General features: G+C 39.5%; 16 protein-coding genes. 10 read left to right on the top strand and 6 right to left on the bottom strand.

The window, feature by feature from the left end; all coding sequences use genetic code 11:
- Nucleotides 1–217: 217 nt before the first annotated feature.
- Complete coding sequence (locus DPX34_RS09360) at nt 218–823, top strand: pseudouridine synthase (RefSeq protein WP_111978167.1); 606 nt, start codon at nt 218–220, stop codon at nt 821–823.
- Nucleotides 824–1,181: 358 nt separating this feature from the next.
- On the opposite strand, the gene DPX34_RS09355 is transcribed toward DPX34_RS09360, so the two are convergent.
- Nucleotides 1,182–3,371 carry a beta-propeller domain-containing protein gene (locus tag DPX34_RS09355; RefSeq protein WP_111978166.1) on the bottom strand — a complete coding sequence of 730 codons (2,190 nt, stop codon included), beginning with the start codon at nt 3,369–3,371 and terminating at the stop codon, nt 1,182–1,184.
- A 177-nt stretch (nt 3,372–3,548) separates the two neighbouring features.
- Between DPX34_RS09355 and DPX34_RS09350 the strand changes: the two genes are divergently transcribed.
- The 5 genes from DPX34_RS09350 to DPX34_RS09330 all read left to right on the top strand — a co-directional run bounded on the left by DPX34_RS09350 (nt 3,549) and on the right by DPX34_RS09330 (nt 7,390).
- Complete coding sequence (locus DPX34_RS09350; protein ID WP_111978165.1) at nt 3,549–4,529, top strand: MipA/OmpV family protein; 981 nt, start codon at nt 3,549–3,551, stop codon at nt 4,527–4,529.
- 67 nt (nt 4,530–4,596) lie between these two features.
- Nucleotides 4,597–4,926, top strand: a complete 330-nt coding sequence (locus DPX34_RS09345) for a DUF3019 domain-containing protein (RefSeq protein WP_157964677.1) — start codon at nt 4,597–4,599, stop codon at nt 4,924–4,926.
- Nucleotides 4,923–5,639: a response regulator gene (locus DPX34_RS09340; protein WP_111978163.1), complete on the top strand. Its 717-nt coding sequence runs from the start codon at nt 4,923–4,925 to the stop codon at nt 5,637–5,639. Before DPX34_RS09345 ends, DPX34_RS09340 begins: the two co-directional genes overlap by 4 nt.
- A 27-nt stretch (nt 5,640–5,666) precedes the next feature.
- Nucleotides 5,667–6,944 (top strand): ATP-binding protein, encoded by a 1,278-nt coding sequence (locus DPX34_RS09335; protein WP_111978162.1) that lies wholly within the window; start codon nt 5,667–5,669, stop codon nt 6,942–6,944.
- Nucleotides 6,945–6,946: 2 nt separating this feature from the next.
- Entirely contained in the window at nt 6,947–7,390 is a 444-nt protein-coding gene (locus DPX34_RS09330; protein WP_111978161.1) for an NUDIX hydrolase, read from the top strand.
- 384 nt (nt 7,391–7,774) lie between these two features.
- Here DPX34_RS09330 and DPX34_RS09320 read toward each other — a convergent pair whose 3' ends face one another.
- The 4 genes from DPX34_RS09320 to xseB form a co-directional block, all read right to left on the bottom strand.
- Complete coding sequence (locus DPX34_RS09320) at nt 7,775–8,506, bottom strand: hypothetical protein (protein WP_111978160.1); 732 nt, start codon at nt 8,504–8,506, stop codon at nt 7,775–7,777.
- Between the two features lie 169 nt (nt 8,507–8,675).
- Nucleotides 8,676–10,541, bottom strand: a complete 1,866-nt coding sequence (gene dxs, locus DPX34_RS09315) for a 1-deoxy-D-xylulose-5-phosphate synthase (RefSeq protein WP_111978159.1) — start codon at nt 10,539–10,541, stop codon at nt 8,676–8,678.
- Between the two features lie 17 nt (nt 10,542–10,558).
- Nucleotides 10,559–11,443, bottom strand: coding sequence for a (2E,6E)-farnesyl diphosphate synthase (ispA, locus tag DPX34_RS09310; RefSeq protein WP_111978158.1), 885 nt, complete (start codon nt 11,441–11,443; stop codon nt 10,559–10,561).
- A gap of 2 nt (nt 11,444–11,445) precedes the next feature.
- A complete protein-coding gene (gene xseB / locus DPX34_RS09305) occupies nt 11,446–11,721 on the bottom strand; it encodes an exodeoxyribonuclease VII small subunit (protein ID WP_438938514.1) in 276 nt (91 codons plus the stop codon).
- 953 nt (nt 11,722–12,674) lie between these two features.
- On the opposite strand from xseB, the gene pomA reads away from it, so the two are divergent.
- The 4 genes from pomA (at nt 12,675) to DPX34_RS09285 (ending at nt 17,323) form a co-directional block, all read left to right on the top strand.
- Nucleotides 12,675–13,436, top strand: a complete 762-nt coding sequence (pomA, locus tag DPX34_RS09300) for a flagellar motor protein PomA (RefSeq protein ID WP_111978157.1) — start codon at nt 12,675–12,677, stop codon at nt 13,434–13,436.
- An 8-nt stretch (nt 13,437–13,444) separates the two neighbouring features.
- The gene (locus tag DPX34_RS09295; protein WP_111978156.1) at nt 13,445–14,365 is read left to right on the top strand and encodes a flagellar motor protein MotB; all 921 of its coding nucleotides are present in this window, start codon (nt 13,445–13,447) and stop codon (nt 14,363–14,365) included.
- A 276-nt stretch (nt 14,366–14,641) separates the two neighbouring features.
- Complete coding sequence (acs, locus tag DPX34_RS09290; RefSeq protein ID WP_111978155.1) at nt 14,642–16,585, top strand: acetate--CoA ligase; 1,944 nt, start codon at nt 14,642–14,644, stop codon at nt 16,583–16,585.
- 165 nt (nt 16,586–16,750) lie between these two features.
- Entirely contained in the window at nt 16,751–17,323 is a 573-nt protein-coding gene (locus tag DPX34_RS09285; protein WP_111978154.1) for a phosphoribosyltransferase, read from the top strand.
- Between the two features lie 10 nt (nt 17,324–17,333).
- Here DPX34_RS09285 and yfbR read toward each other — a convergent pair whose 3' ends face one another.
- Nucleotides 17,334–17,936, bottom strand: coding sequence for a 5'-deoxynucleotidase (gene yfbR, locus DPX34_RS09280; protein ID WP_111978153.1), 603 nt, complete (start codon nt 17,934–17,936; stop codon nt 17,334–17,336).
- Nucleotides 17,937–17,939 lie beyond the last annotated feature (3 nt).

Genomic DNA, 17,939 nt, shown 5'->3' with positions numbered 1-17,939 from the left:
TAGGTTGCACTTTAAACATAATTTTTAAAAGAACTTACACCCAATAATTCGCTGGTCTATGTTATTGGGTTTAAGCTCTATGCGGTGATATTATAGTCGAAGTTGAGATGAATATCTTATCGTTGCACCGTTTTGGCGTTATACTGATCATAACTTTAAAGAATAATGGTATTTAGCAGTTAAACCTGTTTTTTACCGGTAACCGAAACCTCTCTAAATGAAAAAACCGGCCCGCTCATATAATCGCAAACCAAGAAAACCCGCTTACAAGGTGCAAGAACCGCAAGATACTAAAGTTATTTTGTTTAACAAACCTTTTGATGTTTTGACCCAATTTACGGATGATCAAAATCGAAAAACGCTTAAAGAATTTATTGATATACCGCATGTGTATGCAGCAGGGCGTTTAGATAAAGATTCTGAAGGCTTATTGGTTTTAACTAATAATGGCAAATTGCAGCATGCTTTAGCTGACCCTAAAAACAATAAGCAAAAAACTTATTGGGTTCAGGTAGAAGGCGAGGTGAGTGACGAATCGATTAAGGCATTATGCCAAGGTGTTGAGTTAAAAGATGGCTTAACTAAACCGGCTAAAGTTAGCGTTATTAAAGCGCCTGTTGTTTGGCCGCGTGTTCCTCCTATCCGCGAACGTAAACATATTCCGACGACATGGCTTGAGATCACTATAAGTGAAGGTAAAAACCGACAAGTGAGAAGAATGACTGCGCATGTGGGCAACCCAACGTTAAGGCTGATCCGCGCTCGTGTTGGCCCTTATTCATTGGATGGTTTAAAGGTTGGGGAATATAAAGTTATAGATTAGCTGTTTATACCAATCCGTAATACTAAGTGCCCACTCTGAGAGGTCACTTATTTATATGAATTGGTATTAATGCTTTCTTGAATGCAATATTTTTGGACGCCCTCAGTTGGATAATAAAAAGCGGCACGTTGTTAAACGCACCGCTTATCTATATTGACTTGATGGCTAACGCTTTTATAGTCTTCTCGCTCAGGTTTTATGGTTCATTGTCAGCGCTTACTCTCGACTTTGGCTCCTGCGTCGTTCTAACACCTAAATCCATTTAGGCGACCCCAATCACATAGTAGAGCATATGCTCATGGGGTCTCGAAGCTTGACGGCTTCCCCTAAAACCCGATCGCTTTGACTATATTTGACGCTAATTAGGACCGACGGCATCTTCTGCTGCTATCCAGTCTGCCGACCAAACATAACTATCTTGTACATAATGAACTCTTTCACCTTGAATAATACCTCGACCACTCGCGTTGTAAGTTTGATACGTTTTGGTGGCTGATTTTACTTCTGTTTTTAATGTGCCAGTATGAACCAAAGGTGCGGTTGAATTAGCTAAATCGATATTAAATAATTCAAGCCCCGTGTATTGCCACTGCCACCAGCCATTGGTAGGGCTGTTGTTATAAACTGTTGCCGGTATCGCAAATTTGTATTGTGTATCACCCGTTTTTAATATGGATAACGCTTTGTGTTCGTAGAGTGCTTGGCTCCATGTGCCATGATCACCCAGCACATAACTTTGCATTTCAACGGGGTTATTTATATCGGATACGTCAAATAGGCCTAATTTAATGCCACCTTCATTCACTACGTCTTCTATTTCATCATTGACTGGTGAAGTGCTTTCAGTTTCAGTATCACTTGTATTAATTGGGTCTACTATTGCGGGTTCAATCAGCCCAAACCCTCTTTGCACATTAGCATCTTCACCTATACCCATCACATAATTTTCACCTAGAGGGTGCAAATACGTTGAAAAGCCGGGTATTTCTAACTCGCCTGTGATCACCGGCGCATTCGGCACACTTAAATCGATAACGTATAAAGGATCGATTTGCTCAAAGGTAACAACATAAGCTTTGTCTCCAAAGTACCGGATAGCAAAAATATCTTCGTTATCTTTACCTATCTTTTTCGGGTTTTGCGCATTAGGTAACTGTGCGATTGGTTCTAATGTATTGGTTGATTCGTTAGTTTGCAATATGTACAAATTATGGTCGAATCGGTCATTATTATCGTTTGTGTTACGCGTGGTCATTACGCGTAATAAATCATCTTTTTCGTTCATTTTAAACGACATACCACGCCAGCCTAAATAACCCGGTACTATGCCCGTGGCCGCATATGTTACGCCTGTATCGGTTAAATCCAGTTTATGAATGGCTAAGCTATCAGAGTCGTATACGTGTGACGTAATATACATCGCATTTTCAGACATGTAGAAGCCGTCATTATAGGTGTTTAAGCAGCTTGATTCGAATTGCGCTAAATTATTTATATCAAAAACGGTAACCGACAATATGTTGCCATAGGATGATTTTTCATCACTTGTCTCTGGTATATAACAATCGTCCATTGATCCTAATAATACTGGCGTTTGATCATTAATCGAAATAGTTGGAAACAGTTGATCATCGGTTAATTGCTCAACTTGTTGGGCATTCGTTTGGTAATCTTCTTCTGTTTTTGGGTAATAGATTAGATCGGTTGGGTAAGTCGGCGAAAACTGACTTAATACATACAATTTATCGCCAATCCGGCGACTTTGCACTAAATGGCCCGATATTTTTATTTGATTTAATGCGGTTGGTGTACTCGGGGTGCCGATGTCATAACTTAGAACATCAAACGACCCATTTTGCCAAACATTAGGATACCCCCATGTTCTAAATGACCAAAAATATTGATTTTCGTGAGCAAATGCCGTGAGTGTGTCGCCATTTAGATACAAATTATCGTAGTGTAACGTATCGGTGGGCGCGTCAATTTTGGCTATTTCTTGCATAACATTGTCGTTGTTAGGCTGCAAAACTCTAATATACGAATCTACACTATAGGAGGGTAATGTATCGCTAATAAACGGTTCGATAGCCGTATCTATATTACTATGATTGTATTTGTTTACACTGACAAATAATGTGTTGCCGTTGTATTTTACAAAGTCAGCTTCATCAACATTGGCTTCTATTAAATTGGTTTGACTAAAATCGTCTGTGCTGCCACCATCACTTGAATCATCTGTAACCGCATCAGCCGATTCTTGTGGAACTGAAGGTAGAGCGGTTTCAATGGTGTCACTGGTCTTGGTGAAATAATTTTGATTGGTTGTTTGTAATAAACTATTTTTTAAACGTGTTTTTGTTTCATCTGCACTGCTGGTTTTTTTTAGTTTGGCAAGTGTAGGCGTCGGGGCGTTCAGCTGTATTATTTCAAAGGGTTCATCTGTTTGTTGGGTTGGCGGTGTAACTGTGTTATCTGAACCACAGCTTGCTAGTGCTATTAAGCTTGCGCTTACAGCACTTAATTTTAAATAGTTAGGTGCGTGCTTCATGTCAATTCCTTGTTTGTTTAGAGGTAACAGCTTAAATTTAGCTCAGTACGTCTAATGAAACTGTATTAATTATGTTGATAATTGTAACGAAATGTAAATCTAGTTGCTTGTGGTTAGGTATATTATTTTACGAATGATACATTGTAATCAGCGCATGTATTTTTAAGATAGGTTTCAATGCCAGACTTTAATCGATTTATTTTATTTTATTTAGGTATTTCAATACTCAGTGTGTTGATGATTGCACAAGCTAATGCGTCACAAAGTGATTCGAGTTGTACTGTCGCTTCGTATATTGATGACTTGTGTGTCGAAGACGGGCAGTTTGAATTGAGTGTAGCCTTAGGCTATGGCCGTAAGCAAAACCCGTATCAATATCGTGATGATATTCCGCTTGTTGTGTTAGCCGATTTTAATTTTTATTACGGTAATTGGTTTATTGATAATGGCACGGTTGGCTATTCATTTAGAGATACACCCCATTCATCATTTAATGTGATCGCTAATTTGGCCGATGACTCTGCTTATTTTCATCAGTGGCATTTAAGCAATGTGACGACTTCACAATCGGTATCAACACCCGATGAAACGCAGAGCCCCGATGTAGGTGAGCCTGTCGAAGATGATTTGAGTCCTCCTGCGAGTGGCGGTGGTTTTACGCCCCCCATAAATAAAGGCGACAGTATTGACCAACCCACGGTAACACCGTTAATGTTAGACATAGAACGCAAGATTGCGATTAACATGGGGGTTGAATATAACCGCTTTTATGAACATGGTGCTTATCATATTCGATTGACTCATGATGTATCGGGCGTACATAAAGGTTATGGTTTAGCTGCAGAGGCGAGTTATCCGTGGGCTTTTACCCATTTAAAATTGATTAGCAAATTGGGTTTACACTATAAAAGCGATAATTGGCTAGACTATTATTATGGTATAAACGATGATGAAACGAATGATCCGCGTTATGTTTATCAAGCGGCGGGTGGTTTTTCTGCTTTTGCCGAGATGACTGCCATTTACCCAATTAATTCGAATTGGTCATTGATTTCAAATTTTAAAATTGAACGACTGAGTCAAGACGTTGTTGATAGTCCATTGGTTAATCGAAAATCACTTACGAAGTGGTTTACTGGGGTAAGTTACCATTTTTAGCGTAAATAACGTGTGTAGCCTCTTAAAAGGTATTTTCTTATTTTTATTAATAATGAGTTCACTATTAATGAGCTCATTTTCGGTTGTTGCACAAAAAAAGCCCTATATTATTCTAAAACCTAAAGCCTGTGCGCTTAATAATCATGCTATTTGCAGTGTTGATGTGCTTATTCATTATTATTCACCTGTTGCAGCCTGCTTACATGTTAATGAACAATCCGTTAACTGTATTCACACGCCCGTTGAGCACGCTTTTACTTATACCTATTTAGGCTCAGAGCCACTATTAGTCACGTTAGTTGATGAAACCGGAACCATTATTTATGAGAGTGAATTACCCGTTTTACAGTTGGCTCATTATCGCCGTCGGCAACGTAACCCTTGGAGTTTGTTTTGATTAATTCAACTAAGCATATTGTGTTAGTCGAAGATGACATAAAATTATCTCGTCTTATTAGTGATTATCTAGAAAGTAATAATTTTTCAGTTGAAGTGATAAACAACGGTGCCAAAGCCGCTGTGCAATTAGCGCATTCAGTTAAAGCTGACTTAATTATATTGGATGTTATGTTACCTGGTTTAGATGGTTTTGAAATATGTAAACGGATCCGCCCACACTTTAATGGCCCTATTTTATTTTTAACCGCCAAAACCACTGATTTTGATCAGGTGCTTGGGTTAGAAATTGGGGCCGATGATTTTATTGCTAAACCGGTTGAACCCCGTGTTTTGCTAGCGCGAATTCATGCATTGTTACGCCGAATTAACCCAAGCTCACCAGATAAAACAGGTGTCGATTCAACACACTTAACGTTTGGATCTTTAAGTATAAACCAGAGTGCACGTACTGTAGATTTAAGTGATGAACCGATTTCGTTAACGAGTCATGAGTTTGATATGTTATTGGTTTTAGCAACGAATGCTGGCGATATTTTAAGTCGAGATTATTTAACCCAAGTGCTTCGAGGTCGTGACTATAATGGTTTAGATCGGTCTATTGATGTTCGAATCTCTAAATTGCGCAAAAAATTAGGTGATAACCCGGATGCGCCGACACGAATAAAAACGATTTGGGGGCAAGGGTATTTGCTTGTGCCTGATGCTTGGTAAATCAAATTGATTTTTTAGGCTGTTAACATGCGCAAACTTTTTACGAGTTTATACATATTATTGTTTATTTCATTTATTGGCTTAGGTTTATTATTTGATTGGGTTTGGCAGCAAATATCGTATGAAATCGCCTTTAGTCAACACGACATTCAAGCTATTAGCACGTTACTCAACCGTGTTGATCCTCCTTTAGATGATGTTTTAACTTCTTTATCAACAATATACCAGCATGACTTTAGTTTATGGTCGGTTAATGATTTACAACTGCCTGCACATTTATTAGCCGATATTAAACACGCGCCCATTATTTTAGATGATCAACAAGGGCAAGGTTATTATTACGCTTGGTTGCCAGTGCATAACCAACTGCTTGTTGTTAAATTTGTTTTACCCACCGCAGCTTGGGTTAAATTTATTATCACTTTGGTTTTTTATGCCTGCTTAGCCGCTATTATTTGGCTTTGGTTACAACCACTGTGGCGCGATTTAACTAAATTAAGATTAGCGTCTATTCGAGTGAGTCAAGGTGATTTATCAAGCCGTAGTGGGGTTAAATCGCTCTCAGTGATCAGTATTATTGCTAACAATTTTGATGATATGGTTTCGCGGATTGCGGCTTTAATTCAATCACACAAAGAACTGACATCGGCTGTTTCACATGAAATAAAAACCCCAATAGCACGAGCCAAATTTGCCGTTGAGATGATGTCGAATAAAATACAAAAGCAAGCGTATGCAGATGCACAAACTTATGCTGATTCAATCATCGAAGATTTAGATGAAATTGATGCATTGGTTTTTGAAATGCTGACTTATGCAAAATTTGAACAAACTCAACCCGCATTACATTTAAGTGAAGTCGATATCATTCAACTTATTAACACGCAATTTGCATCGCTGGCGTTGCAGTACCCGCTAATAAAATTTAAATTGAATCGCCAAGCATCAACATTGTTAATGTGTGATGGTCATTTTATCGATCGGGTTTTGCAAAATTTATTACTAAATGCCTGTAAATATGGGCGTTCTCAAGTTAATGTAGAGCTGATTGATCAACCCGATATATTAGTTGTTGCCATTGAAGATGACGGGGATGGCATTGCAGAGCATAATTTAGCGACTATTTTTCAGCCTTTTTCACGTTTGGATGAAAGCCGTACCCGCAGTTCGGGGGGCTTTGGTTTAGGCTTGGCTATTGTTAAACATATTATGCAGTGGCACCAAGGCTCGATTGTTGCACTGGGTAAAAGTAAATCGGGTGGCGCACGTTTTGAATTACAATTTAGTAAAACATTAAAGGATTAAGCATGTTTAAACCAAACACCACCGTAGCCTTAGTGGTAAAATGCCAAGAAAAGTTTCTATTGGTTGAAGAGTTTGAAGATGGCAAGGTGGTTTATAATCAACCCGCCGGTCACTTAGAAGCGAATGAGAGCTTATTAGACGCCGCTAAACGTGAGTTATTGGAAGAAACGGGTCTTGTATTAGAACCTGAATTTATTGTGGGGATCTATCAAAGTGAAATCCCTGAAAAAAATATTCAGTATTTGCGTTTTTGTTATGCAATCGAATTAACCGGTGAACCCCCTGTAACACAACCGCAAGATGATGATATTACAGCTGCTCACTGGTTTACCTTAGATCAAATCAAACAATTAGCACCTCAACATCGTAGCCATATGGTTCAACTTTGTATTGATGATTATCTATTAGGTCAACAATACGCGTTACAAGCGATCCAATATTGTTAATATACCCAAGTCACTTCAAGGTTCTGAACAGGCATATTGACGTGACTCAGGTATAAATGGCAATCATGCCTATTAACGGTTATCACACTTATGCATAACCGCTTTATTTGAGACTAATACCAATCCGTAATAATAAGTGCCCACTCAGCGAGCGTTTAAATGCGCTTAAATAAAAGAATAGTGGTGCTCTTTTGAATTCGAGCAACACAGAGTAAGCGCATTTAAAACTCGCCTGAAAGGAATGCCCCAGCGGCTTTTGACCTGCGTTATCGGTATTTGAAAGGGAACAACCATTCCTGTACACCGACGCCTTGTTCAAAAACCGCTGGATGCATTCTGAGAGATCACTTATTTATATGAATTGGTATAAAAGCTCGCTTGATTTTAATCTACTTTGTATAAATCGAGCGCATAGCCGGTTAAATATGTTTTTGTTGTGCCTTCAAAACCTGAATCTATGCCGATAAATATCCAAGCTGAACCTGTATCATCCGTGGTAAATTCAAACGTTTTGTCGGCGCTGTTAACATTGATAATAGCATAATCATCGCCTGTGCAATCTAGCCCAGGCGCCGTTAACGTATCTAATACGATAGCTTGTGTACCATCAGTAGATTGCGAGCCAATATCCCAATTTAATCGATACATATCGGTATCACCACTTTCAACAAGGGTTTCGGGTTCTTCAACTGCAATTCCTGATTTTATCCAAACGCTGTCGCTGGGTGAGCCTCCTGTACCGACACAGTTAGGGCCATAATTTGCGGCTAGTTGCAGAAAAAACACCGCTTTATATTTTTGGTTACTGTCTAGGTTATCAATGGGGGTTTTTAAATACATGACCAAATCATCTGAATGATTATTGCCTGACAACAAGTGACCATCGGTACTTTTTTCTACATCATGACTCATGTAATCAAACGTAGTAAAAGGCTGGCTGGTTAGCTCATACTGATCGGTATTGGTTGTTGGGTAATCGGCATAGCCTGCTGTCCAAACATCTGATTCTGTAGCAAAATCATGGCTGTAACGCATTCCATTTGATTTAGTATCAAAATCTGATCCACAGGCGATTAAACCCACTGAAAATATAGAAGCGGCAACTAAGTGTTTCATAACGTATTCCTCGTCTTTATGTGCTTTTTAAAGGTCGGAATAAGTGTATCGATTGAAGGTTAGCGTAACTGTAAAGAAGTGTACGTAAAATGTAAAAGAGTCGCGGGAAGTGTAAAAACGGCATTTCACTGCTATTTATAGTTACAAATAGCAGTGTGGTAAAATGTTGTTATTGACCTAGGTATGCTTTTATTTGTTCGACAATACCTGCTGTATCGAGTTTATATAATGAATAAATTTCTTCTTGGGTTCCGTGTCTAATAAACTCATCAGGTAAACCGATATTTAGTACGGGTTTAATCAATTTACGTTGTTGTAAATATTCGTTAACCGCACTGCCTGCGCCACCCGCGATTGCGTTGTCTTCGAGTGTAATGAGCACATCATGATCTGCTAGCAGTTGATCGATTAAAGATAAATCGAGCGGCTTAACAAATCGCATATCAGCCACACTGGCGTTTAATTGCTCTGCGGCTTCTTGGGCATAAGTAATTAAACTACCAAAATTTAAAATTGCGATTTTTTGGCCTTGAATAAGTAAACGACCTTTACCTATTTCAAGTGCTTGCATGGCTTTGTTGGGTTCAATGCCCGTACCTGAACCTCTGGGGTAGCGCACTGCAGCCGGTTGTTTTAGTTGATGGCCGGTGTATAACATTTGTCGGCATTCATTCTCGTCTGCTGGGCACATGATAATTAGGTTCGGAATACAGCGTAAAAAGCTTAAATCATAAAGCCCTTGGTGTGTAGCGCCATCTGCACCGACAACGCCAGCCCGATCGATGGCAAAAAGTACGGGTAAATTTTGTAATGCAACATCGTGAATTAATTGATCATAGGCTCGCTGCAAAAATGATGAATAAATGGCGACTACGGGTTTTAACCCGGCTGCTGCCATACCACCTGCTAGTGTTACAGCATGCTGCTCGGCAATGGCGACGTCAAAGTATTGTGCAGGAAATTCTTTAGAGAATTTAACCATACCTGAGCCTTCACGCATGGCAGGGGTAATGGCCATTAATGTTGGATCTTGTTTTGCCATATCACATAACCAATCACCAAATATTTGTGAATAGCTAGGCGAGGATGCCGATTTTTTGGGTAACTTACTGATACTCGGATCAAATTTGGGTACGGCATGATAACCAATCGGATCGGCTTCAGCAGGTTTGTACCCTTTGCCTTTTTTAGTTACCACGTGTAATAGCTGAGGGCCTTTAAGGCCACGCATATTTTTTAAGGTGTCGATTAAACCTTTAACATCATGTCCGTCAATTGGACCAATATAGTTAAAACCTAATTCTTCAAAGATAGTCCCCGGAACGACCATTCCTTTTAAGTGTTCTTCTGCTCGGCTGGCTAGTTCTTTAATTGGCGGTAAACCACTTAATAATTTTTTACTGCCTTCACGTAATGATGTGTACATTGAACCTGATAATAGGCGGGCTAAATGGCTATTTAAGGCGCCAACATTTTCAGAGATAGACATATCATTGTCATTTAATACGACCAACATATCCGCTTTAACGCCACCTGCATGGTTCATGGCCTCAAATGCCATGCCTGCGGTCATGGCACCATCGCCGATAACCGCGACCACTTTGCGATTGGCTTTTTCTTTTTCTGCCGCAATGGCCATGCCCACGGCAGCACTGATTGAAGTCGAAGAATGGCCGACACTAAAAGTATCAAACTCGCTTTCTTCTCGCCATGGAAACGGATGTAATCCATCTAGCTGTCTAATGGTATCAATTTTATCACGACGGCCCGTTAATATTTTATGTGGGTAAGCTTGATGGCCCACATCCCAGATAAGATGATCAAAGGGCGTGTTATAAACATAATGTAAGGCGACAGTGAGCTCAACCGTGCCAAGACCTGAGGCAAAATGCCCACTACTTTGGCTAACAGATGCTAACAAAAATTGACGTAATTCATCCGCTGCTTGATTTAACTCAGACAGGGGTAAACTTCGAAGCTCTTCGGGTGAATTAATTAAACGTAAAATAGGGTAGTTGCTAATATCTGTGCTCATGTATGGGTATGAATATTTTAATAGTTTCGTTTAACAATATAAGCAGCAAAATCTGCTAGTTGCTGTGTATTGTACGGTAAGCGACTTAAAGCCTCTAGTGCTTCTTGATATAAGCTGTCTGCTTTTACTTGTGCTTCTTCAAGTCCCATTAGTGCAGGGTATGTACTTTTTAGTAATTTAACATCTGAACCTTGCGGCTTTCCTAGTACTTCGGTGCTCGAAATAACATCTAAAATGTCGTCACGAACTTGATAAGCGAGCCCGATGTTTTTAGCAAAGGTGAGGAGTTCTTGTTGTTCTTGTGGCGGTAAGTTAGGTTTGGCTGCACAAGCAAGCTCTATTGCACAAGATAATAAGGCACCGGTTTTTCGGTTATGAATATTTTCGAGTTCAATTAAGGTCAGTTGTTTGTTTTCAGCTTCTAGATCAAAGCTTTGGCCACCACACATGCCAACAATACCCGCAGCTTGGGCTAAACTTTGTACCCATTTTACTTTAACGGCATCGGTTTGCTGTGCAGTTGCTAAAATTTCGAAAGCAAATGGCTGCAATGCATCGCCGGCTAAAATAGCTTGAGCTTCATTAAATTGAATATGGCAAGTTGGTTTTCCACGACGTAATTCATCGTCATCCATTGCCGGTAAATCATCATGTACTAATGAATAACAATGGATTATTTCGAGTGCGGCTGCAGCTGCCGATACGTCTTTGGTGGGTAGACCTAATATGTCGGCAACAATAAAGACTAAAAACGGACGTATGCGTTTGCCGCCGTTTGTTAAACTATAAGCCATCGCTTGATGCAGTGTGTCTTTTTTGTTGACCGGTAATTCAGATAAATAGTGATCGAACACATCAGCGATATGCTGCTGGGCCGTATTTAGCGCTTGTTCAAGTGACACTCTTAATCCTCTTCAGGTTTGAATGTTTTTAAAGCAGCGGTTTCACTAGCTTGCGTGATCATCTGTATCTTTTGTTCTGCTTGCGTTAATTTTTGCTGACTTGCAGTGACTAAACCTATGCCTCTTTCAAAGTTTTTTAAGGCATCTTCAAGCGGTAAATCGCCTGATTCTAACTGTGTAACGAGGTTTTCTAGTTCACCGAGCGTCGCTTCTAAAGTCATGTTTTCAGGTTTTTTAGCGGCCATGATATCAAGTGTTTTAAAAATGTTGCGCAACACTACATGACGACTGGTTTTCGGTCAACTTTAATCCCGCAAAATTAGCATAAAATAGGGCTTAGAGTCAGAGTATTGGGTTGGCTTGGTCGTCATGTTTTTAATCTTGTATTCTTTACTTTTTATAGGGTTTTATTTAAACGCGCTAGTTGTTTGTTATTGAATTCAATAAAGTATAAAGCGCTATGATTGTTATACTATTTTAATACGGAGGTATTTTAATTGGCGTATGCTTAGATTTGAGTTAAAGTCATGCTGTTACAGGCCGATACTAATATCATAACACGCTGTTTTATCAGGGGAATTGGCTTGATATTCCTCAGTGGTTTTAAAAGACGCTGAACGGGCATTTGGGCTTGGTTTAATTTCATCAAGTTGCAGACATCGCTTTGTATTCCAACTAAAGTTAACTAAATTGAGTAATATTAGCTAATCTATAGCTGGTTTTAGTATGTTAACGCTTAAATGGGTTGCAATAAACTAGGGCGTGTTTATCTTTGTCGTATAGATTTTGTTCAATTCCAAAGCGTTTTGATCGCGGCATTGGCTTGATGGCATAGTGGTTCTACGTCAAAAGCCAATAACAAAGAGCAAAACGTTTTGGATTGAACCCAAAGGGCAGCGCATTTGCCCTATTTCTACTATGTTGCCCAACATGGATGTGGGGTAAGGTGACTTTGCAGAAGCATAAAGTCTTTATCGCTCTTTTATGTAGAATAACGACACCGCAATCGCTCTGCCTTGTATAAATCGTGCAAATACGGCTGCAAAAGTATACATAAAAGATAAACACGCCCTAGCAGCATATTGATTTGTAACATGAAAGTAGTAGATTGCGGTCGACTATTGTTAGCGCGCGGATTATAGTTAAGTCAGTAATGAAAAAATCGACCAAGCTAACGAATGAATTGTTAGCTGTAACAATATAAGAATTAAAAAAACACTAGGAGATAATAGTGGATTTAGCAACGTTAATTGGATTACTTGGGTCCATCGGCTTTGTATTAGCAGCAATGTTTCTTGCCGGTGACATTATGATGTTCGTTGATGTGCAATCTGTTCTTATTGTATTTGTCGGTTCTATCTTCGTTGTTATGTCTAATTATACCATGGGACAGTTTGTCGGCATTGGCAAAATTATGGGTAAGGCCTTCATGTTTAAAATTGAATCGCCTGATGAACTTATCCATAAGTCGGTTGAAATGGCTGATGCTGCGCGTAAAGGGGGGTTTTTAGCGTTAGAAGAAGCTGAAATCGAAAACGCTTTTATGCAAAAAGGCGTTGATATGTTAGTTGATGGCCACGACGGTGAAGTGGTTAGAGCGACTCTTGAAAAAGATATTACCTTAACCACTGAACGGCATGAGCTAGGTGTGGCATTGTTAAAAGCGTTAGGTGACGTTGCACCTGCCATGGGGATGATTGGTACCTTGATTGGTTTAGTTGCTATGTTATCTAACATGGATGACCCTAAAGCGATTGGCCCGGCAATGGCTGTTGCGTTGTTAACTACATTATATGGGGCGTTTTTATCTAACGTTATTGCATTGCCGTTAGCGGGTAAACTGGTTATTAGAACCAACGAAGAAAAGTTAAACCAGCAATTAATTTTGGATGCTATTCTTGGTATTCAAGATGGGCAAAACCCAAGGGTTATTGAAGGCATATTAAAAAATTACCTTGCTGAATCTAAACGTGGCACTTCAACAGAAGAGTAGGAACTGATATGGCTGATGAATGTCCTAAATGTCCTCCCGAAGGTCTACCCGCTTGGATGGGGACTTTTGCAGATCTCATGTCTTTGTTGATGTGTTTCTTTGTATTGTTACTTGCGTTTTCTGAAATGGATGTACTTAAATTTAAACAGATTGCGGGGTCAATGAAGTTTGCATTTGGTGTGCAAAATAAACTTGAAGTTAAAGATATTCCTAAAGGTACGTCTGTTATCGCGCAAGAGTTTCGTCCGGGTAGACCCGATCCAACGCCTATCGAGACTATTCAACAACAAACAATTGAAATGACCCAACAAATGTTAGAGTTTCAGGCGGGTGATGAGGATTCTGCCGGGGGTAGACAAAAGCAACGCGGCAATCAACGGGGTGGCTCCTCACAAGAAACCGCAAGCCAACAAGCAAGTGAATCACAAAGCCAAGCGTCGCAAGAACAAATGAGCGAATTAGTTAAAAAAATAGCGCAACAGCTTGAAGATCAAATTGTTGATGGCGCTATTGAGCTTGAATCGCTTGGCCAACAAATTATTATTCGTATACGAGAAAACGGGGCTTTTCCATCAGGTTCAGCATTTTTACAGCCTCAATTTAAACCCATTATTAAAGACATTGCCTTACTGTTAAATGAAGTACCGGGTGAAATCACCGTATCCGGGCACACCGATAACCAAAATGTAGGGTCTGAATTATATGCATCAAATTGGGAGCTATCGAGTAAAAGAGCGGTTGCGGTTGCACATGAGATGATCCGAACGCCTAATTTTGAACAAGGTCGTTTAGTTGTGGTTGGTCATGCAGATACTCGCCCGTTAGTGCCAAACAACACACTCACTAATCGCCGCCGTAATCGCCGTGTAGAGATCGCGATATTACAAGGTAAAGCCAAAGAATCAGACCCCATCGAAGTTCGAAAATAGACGGATTGGTATTAATTACGGCGTTGCTAAACGCCGTATTCTTGTTTGGTTTGTCTTCTACATTATTTGAATTTCGCTATTAAATTATTTTCCCTCTTACTCATTCTATTCCTTGATGTAACAAAATTCTTAAAAAATATTGAATATCCTGTTAATCTAGCGCCTAAATTTGCGGTAAACACCTTTGATTAATTAGTTTTAACCTCGTTATTTTTCAAAGTGCTATCTAGAATCTGTAATCAATTTATAAAAATAAAAAAGAATGGAGTGACATTCATGCTAGACCAAACTTTTCCTGTAGCGCCACACTTTGCTGAAAACACCCTTATTGATAATGAAAAATATTTGGCTTTATATCAACAGTCTATCGATGACCCCGATACGTTTTGGGCAAAGCAGGGTCAAAGACTAGATTGGATCAAACCTTATACGGTTGTTAAAAATACGTCTTACGCAAAAGACAATGTCAGCATCAAATGGTTTGAAGATGGCGTGCTTAATGCTTCATATAATTGTATTGATCGTCATTTAGCTAAGCATGCAAATAAAACCGCCCTGATTTTTGAAGGTGATTCACCCGAGGTAAGTTTTACGGTTTCATACCAAGCTTTACATGATAACGTGGCCAAATTAGCAAATGGTTTAAAAAAATTAGGTGTTTCTAAAGGCGACAGTGTTGCGATATACATGCCGATGACGGTTGATGCTGTTTATGCGATGCAAGCCTGTGCCCGCATCGGTGCTGTGCACTCTGTTATTTTTGGCGGTTTTTCTCCTAATGCCATTGCCGATCGTATTAATAACTCAAATGCTAAAGTTATTATTACTGCCGACGAAAGTCGTCGTGGGGGTAAATCGGTTGCTTTAAAAGCGAATGTAGATGAAGCATTAGCGCGTGAAGATGTAACCTCTATTACAGCTTGTCTTGTTTTTACTAATACAGGGGCAGATATCCGTTGGGATGATAGTGTTGATGTTTGTGTCGAGACCTTAACTGCTGATTTACCCGCTATTTGTGAACCTGAACCCATGAATGCGGAAGATCCTTTATTTATTCTTTATACATCAGGTTCGACTGGCCAACCTAAAGGCGTTGTGCATACAACCGGTGGTTATTTAGTTTATGCTTCTATGACCCAAGAATTGATTTTTGATATCCAACCTAATGATATTTATTGGTGCGCTGCGGATGTTGGTTGGATCACTGGGCATTCATATGTTGTTTATGGCCCATTAGCAAATGGCTGCACACAAGTTATATTTGAGGGGGTTCCAACCTACCCATCAAGTGCACGTATTGGCGATATCGTTGATAAACACAATGTATCAATCTTGTATACCGCACCGACGGCTATTCGCGCTTTAATGGCGAAAGGCACTGAACCCTATGCGACTAATAATCGTCAATCGTTACGTTTATTAGGCTCGGTTGGTGAACCGATTAATCCAGAAGCTTGGAATTGGTATCACAAAAATATTGGCAACGAGAAGTGTCCAATTGTGGATACTTGGTGGCAAACTGAAACAGGCGGCATTTTAATTACGCCTTTACCCGGGGCGACTGAGTTAAAGCCGGGTTCTGCTACTCGACCCTTTTTTGGTATTAAACCTGCTCTTGTTGATAGCGAGGGCAATATACTTGAAGGCAAAGCTGAAGGTAACTTAGTTATTTTAGATAGTTGGCCTGGTCAAGCTCGTTCGATCTATGGTGATCATACTCGTTTTGAGCAAACTTATTTTAGTGCATACGAGAACATGTATTTTACCGGAGACGGAGCAAGACGTGATGAAGATGACTATTTTTGGATAACGGGTCGTGTTGATGATGTACTCAATGTTTCAGGGCACAGATTAGGCACCGCAGAAATTGAAAGTGCACTTGTTGCACATGAATCAATAGCTGAGGCTGCAGTGGTGGGTTATCCGCATGATATAAAAGGGCTGGGTATATACGTTTATGTTTCACCGATTGAAGGTGTTGAAATAAGCGATGAACTCACTGCAGCAGTACGTAATTGGGTGCGTAAAGAGTTAAGTCCAATCGCAACACCTGACTTGATCCACTGGACAGGTGGGTTGCCTAAAACACGTTCAGGCAAAATAATGCGTCGCATTTTACGCAAAATAGCCGCTAATGAACATGAGCATTTAGGCGACACATCAACACTGGCCGATCCGACTGTTGTTGAGCAATTAATTGAAAATCGGTTAAATCGTTAATCTAATAAACGGCTCGTAAATCTATTTTTCACGTAACATTAAACGCGGTTTTTACCGCGTTTTTTCATTTCAAATTCAATACCCAAATCAATAATTAGCTATACTCAATAAACAACTAAGCATGTTGTGTTAGTTGTTTGTCCTCTTTTAGATAAGGTTTAATGCATGCCCACAAAAATATTTATTGATGCTGATGCATTATTAAGTGACTCATTTGAACTTGGTATGAAGATTGTACAAAGCGAATATGCTCCCGATTTTATTATTGCATTGTGGCGGGGGGGAACGCCTGTAGGTATTGCGGTGCAAGAAGTTTTGGAAGTATGCGGCATTGAAGCTGATCATATTAGTATTAGAACGTCATCTTATATTGGCGCTTCTCAGCAGGGAAAAACCGTACGTGTGCATGGTTTAGATTATGTTGCACAGCATGTGGATCGTAAAACGAAATTATTGATCGTTGATGATATATTTGATACGGGTAAAAGTATTGATGCGGTGATAAATACCTTAAGCGGTTTATGTCAAGATGAGATGCCAATGGCGATCAAAATTGCGACCCCTTGGTATAAACCTGACAATAATCAAACCCTCAGAACTCCGGATTACTACTTAAATATTTCAAACGAATGGTTGGTTTTTCCGCATGAGATCAATGGGCTATCGTTACAAGAAATACAAGCGAATAAACCACAGTTGGCTCGGTTAATGAGCAAGTACAAGATTAACTTTACTTAAGTTTTTGACTTTATAATTCGTTATCTGTTATTTCGTCTAGGCTGAGTTTGAAGCTATTAATAAAGGTTTGTTTAAATAACTCGACTTCTGGCAGTTTAATATTGTCGAGTTGGATTTTAAGTTTATTATGTGCCTTTTTAAATTCATTATTACCAGCGCTGATCTCTTCGACTGTTTTTAAATAAGCACTAATAATATCAGCGGCTTTGACCAAACGGTAATCATCTTTGTTGTGTAAATCTGAGCAAACTAGCGGCTTATAATACGCTTGTAGCCTTTCAGGTAACATATCAACCAGTTTTTGCTCGGCAATACTCTCTATTTTCTTATATTCACTTGCTATCGTGCTATTAAAATATTTTACAGGGCTGGGTAAGTCCCCCGTCAAGACTTCTGAGGCATCATGAAATAAAGCGAGTGTTGCGATTGCATTTGCATCAATATTTCCGTCAAAATATTCATTACGTATGACCGCTAAAGCATGAGCGATCATCGCAACTTGTAGGCTGTGCTCTTGCACATTTTCAATTTGTGTATTGCGCATTAAAGGCCAACGGTTAATGAGTTTTAACCGGGCCATATGTGCAAAAAAGTGACTTGATGTTGTTTGCATAAT

It is taken from the genome of Algibacillus agarilyticus (assembly GCF_003286125.1).
Lineage (GTDB): Bacteria > Pseudomonadota > Gammaproteobacteria > Enterobacterales > Alteromonadaceae > Algibacillus > Algibacillus agarilyticus.
Note: the sequence above shows the minus strand (reverse complement) of the source record. Positions and strands in the feature narration are given on the sequence as shown.

Excerpts from the sequence above, each read along its gene's own strand:
- DPX34_RS09330 (WP_111978161.1), top strand. The coding sequence starts at position 6,947 with ATGTTTAAACCAAACACCACCGTAGCCTTAGTGGTAAAATGCCAAGAA.
- DPX34_RS09285 (WP_111978154.1), top strand. The coding sequence starts at position 16,751 with ATGCCCACAAAAATATTTATTGATGCTGATGCATTATTAAGTGACTCA.
- DPX34_RS09335 (WP_111978162.1), top strand. The coding sequence starts at position 5,667 with ATGCGCAAACTTTTTACGAGTTTATACATATTATTGTTTATTTCATTT.
- DPX34_RS09345 (WP_157964677.1), top strand. The coding sequence starts at position 4,597 with ATGAGCTCATTTTCGGTTGTTGCACAAAAAAAGCCCTATATTATTCTA.
- DPX34_RS09320 (WP_111978160.1), bottom strand. The coding sequence starts at position 8,506 with ATGAAACACTTAGTTGCCGCTTCTATATTTTCAGTGGGTTTAATCGCC.
- DPX34_RS09360 (WP_111978167.1), top strand. The coding sequence starts at position 218 with ATGAAAAAACCGGCCCGCTCATATAATCGCAAACCAAGAAAACCCGCT.
- dxs (WP_111978159.1), bottom strand. The coding sequence starts at position 10,541 with ATGAGCACAGATATTAGCAACTACCCTATTTTACGTTTAATTAATTCA.
- DPX34_RS09350 (WP_111978165.1), top strand. The coding sequence starts at position 3,549 with ATGCCAGACTTTAATCGATTTATTTTATTTTATTTAGGTATTTCAATA.
- DPX34_RS09295 (WP_111978156.1), top strand. The coding sequence starts at position 13,445 with ATGGCTGATGAATGTCCTAAATGTCCTCCCGAAGGTCTACCCGCTTGG.
- yfbR (WP_111978153.1), bottom strand. The coding sequence starts at position 17,936 with ATGCAAACAACATCAAGTCACTTTTTTGCACATATGGCCCGGTTAAAA.
- DPX34_RS09355 (WP_111978166.1), bottom strand. The coding sequence starts at position 3,371 with ATGAAGCACGCACCTAACTATTTAAAATTAAGTGCTGTAAGCGCAAGC.
- acs (WP_111978155.1), top strand. The coding sequence starts at position 14,642 with ATGCTAGACCAAACTTTTCCTGTAGCGCCACACTTTGCTGAAAACACC.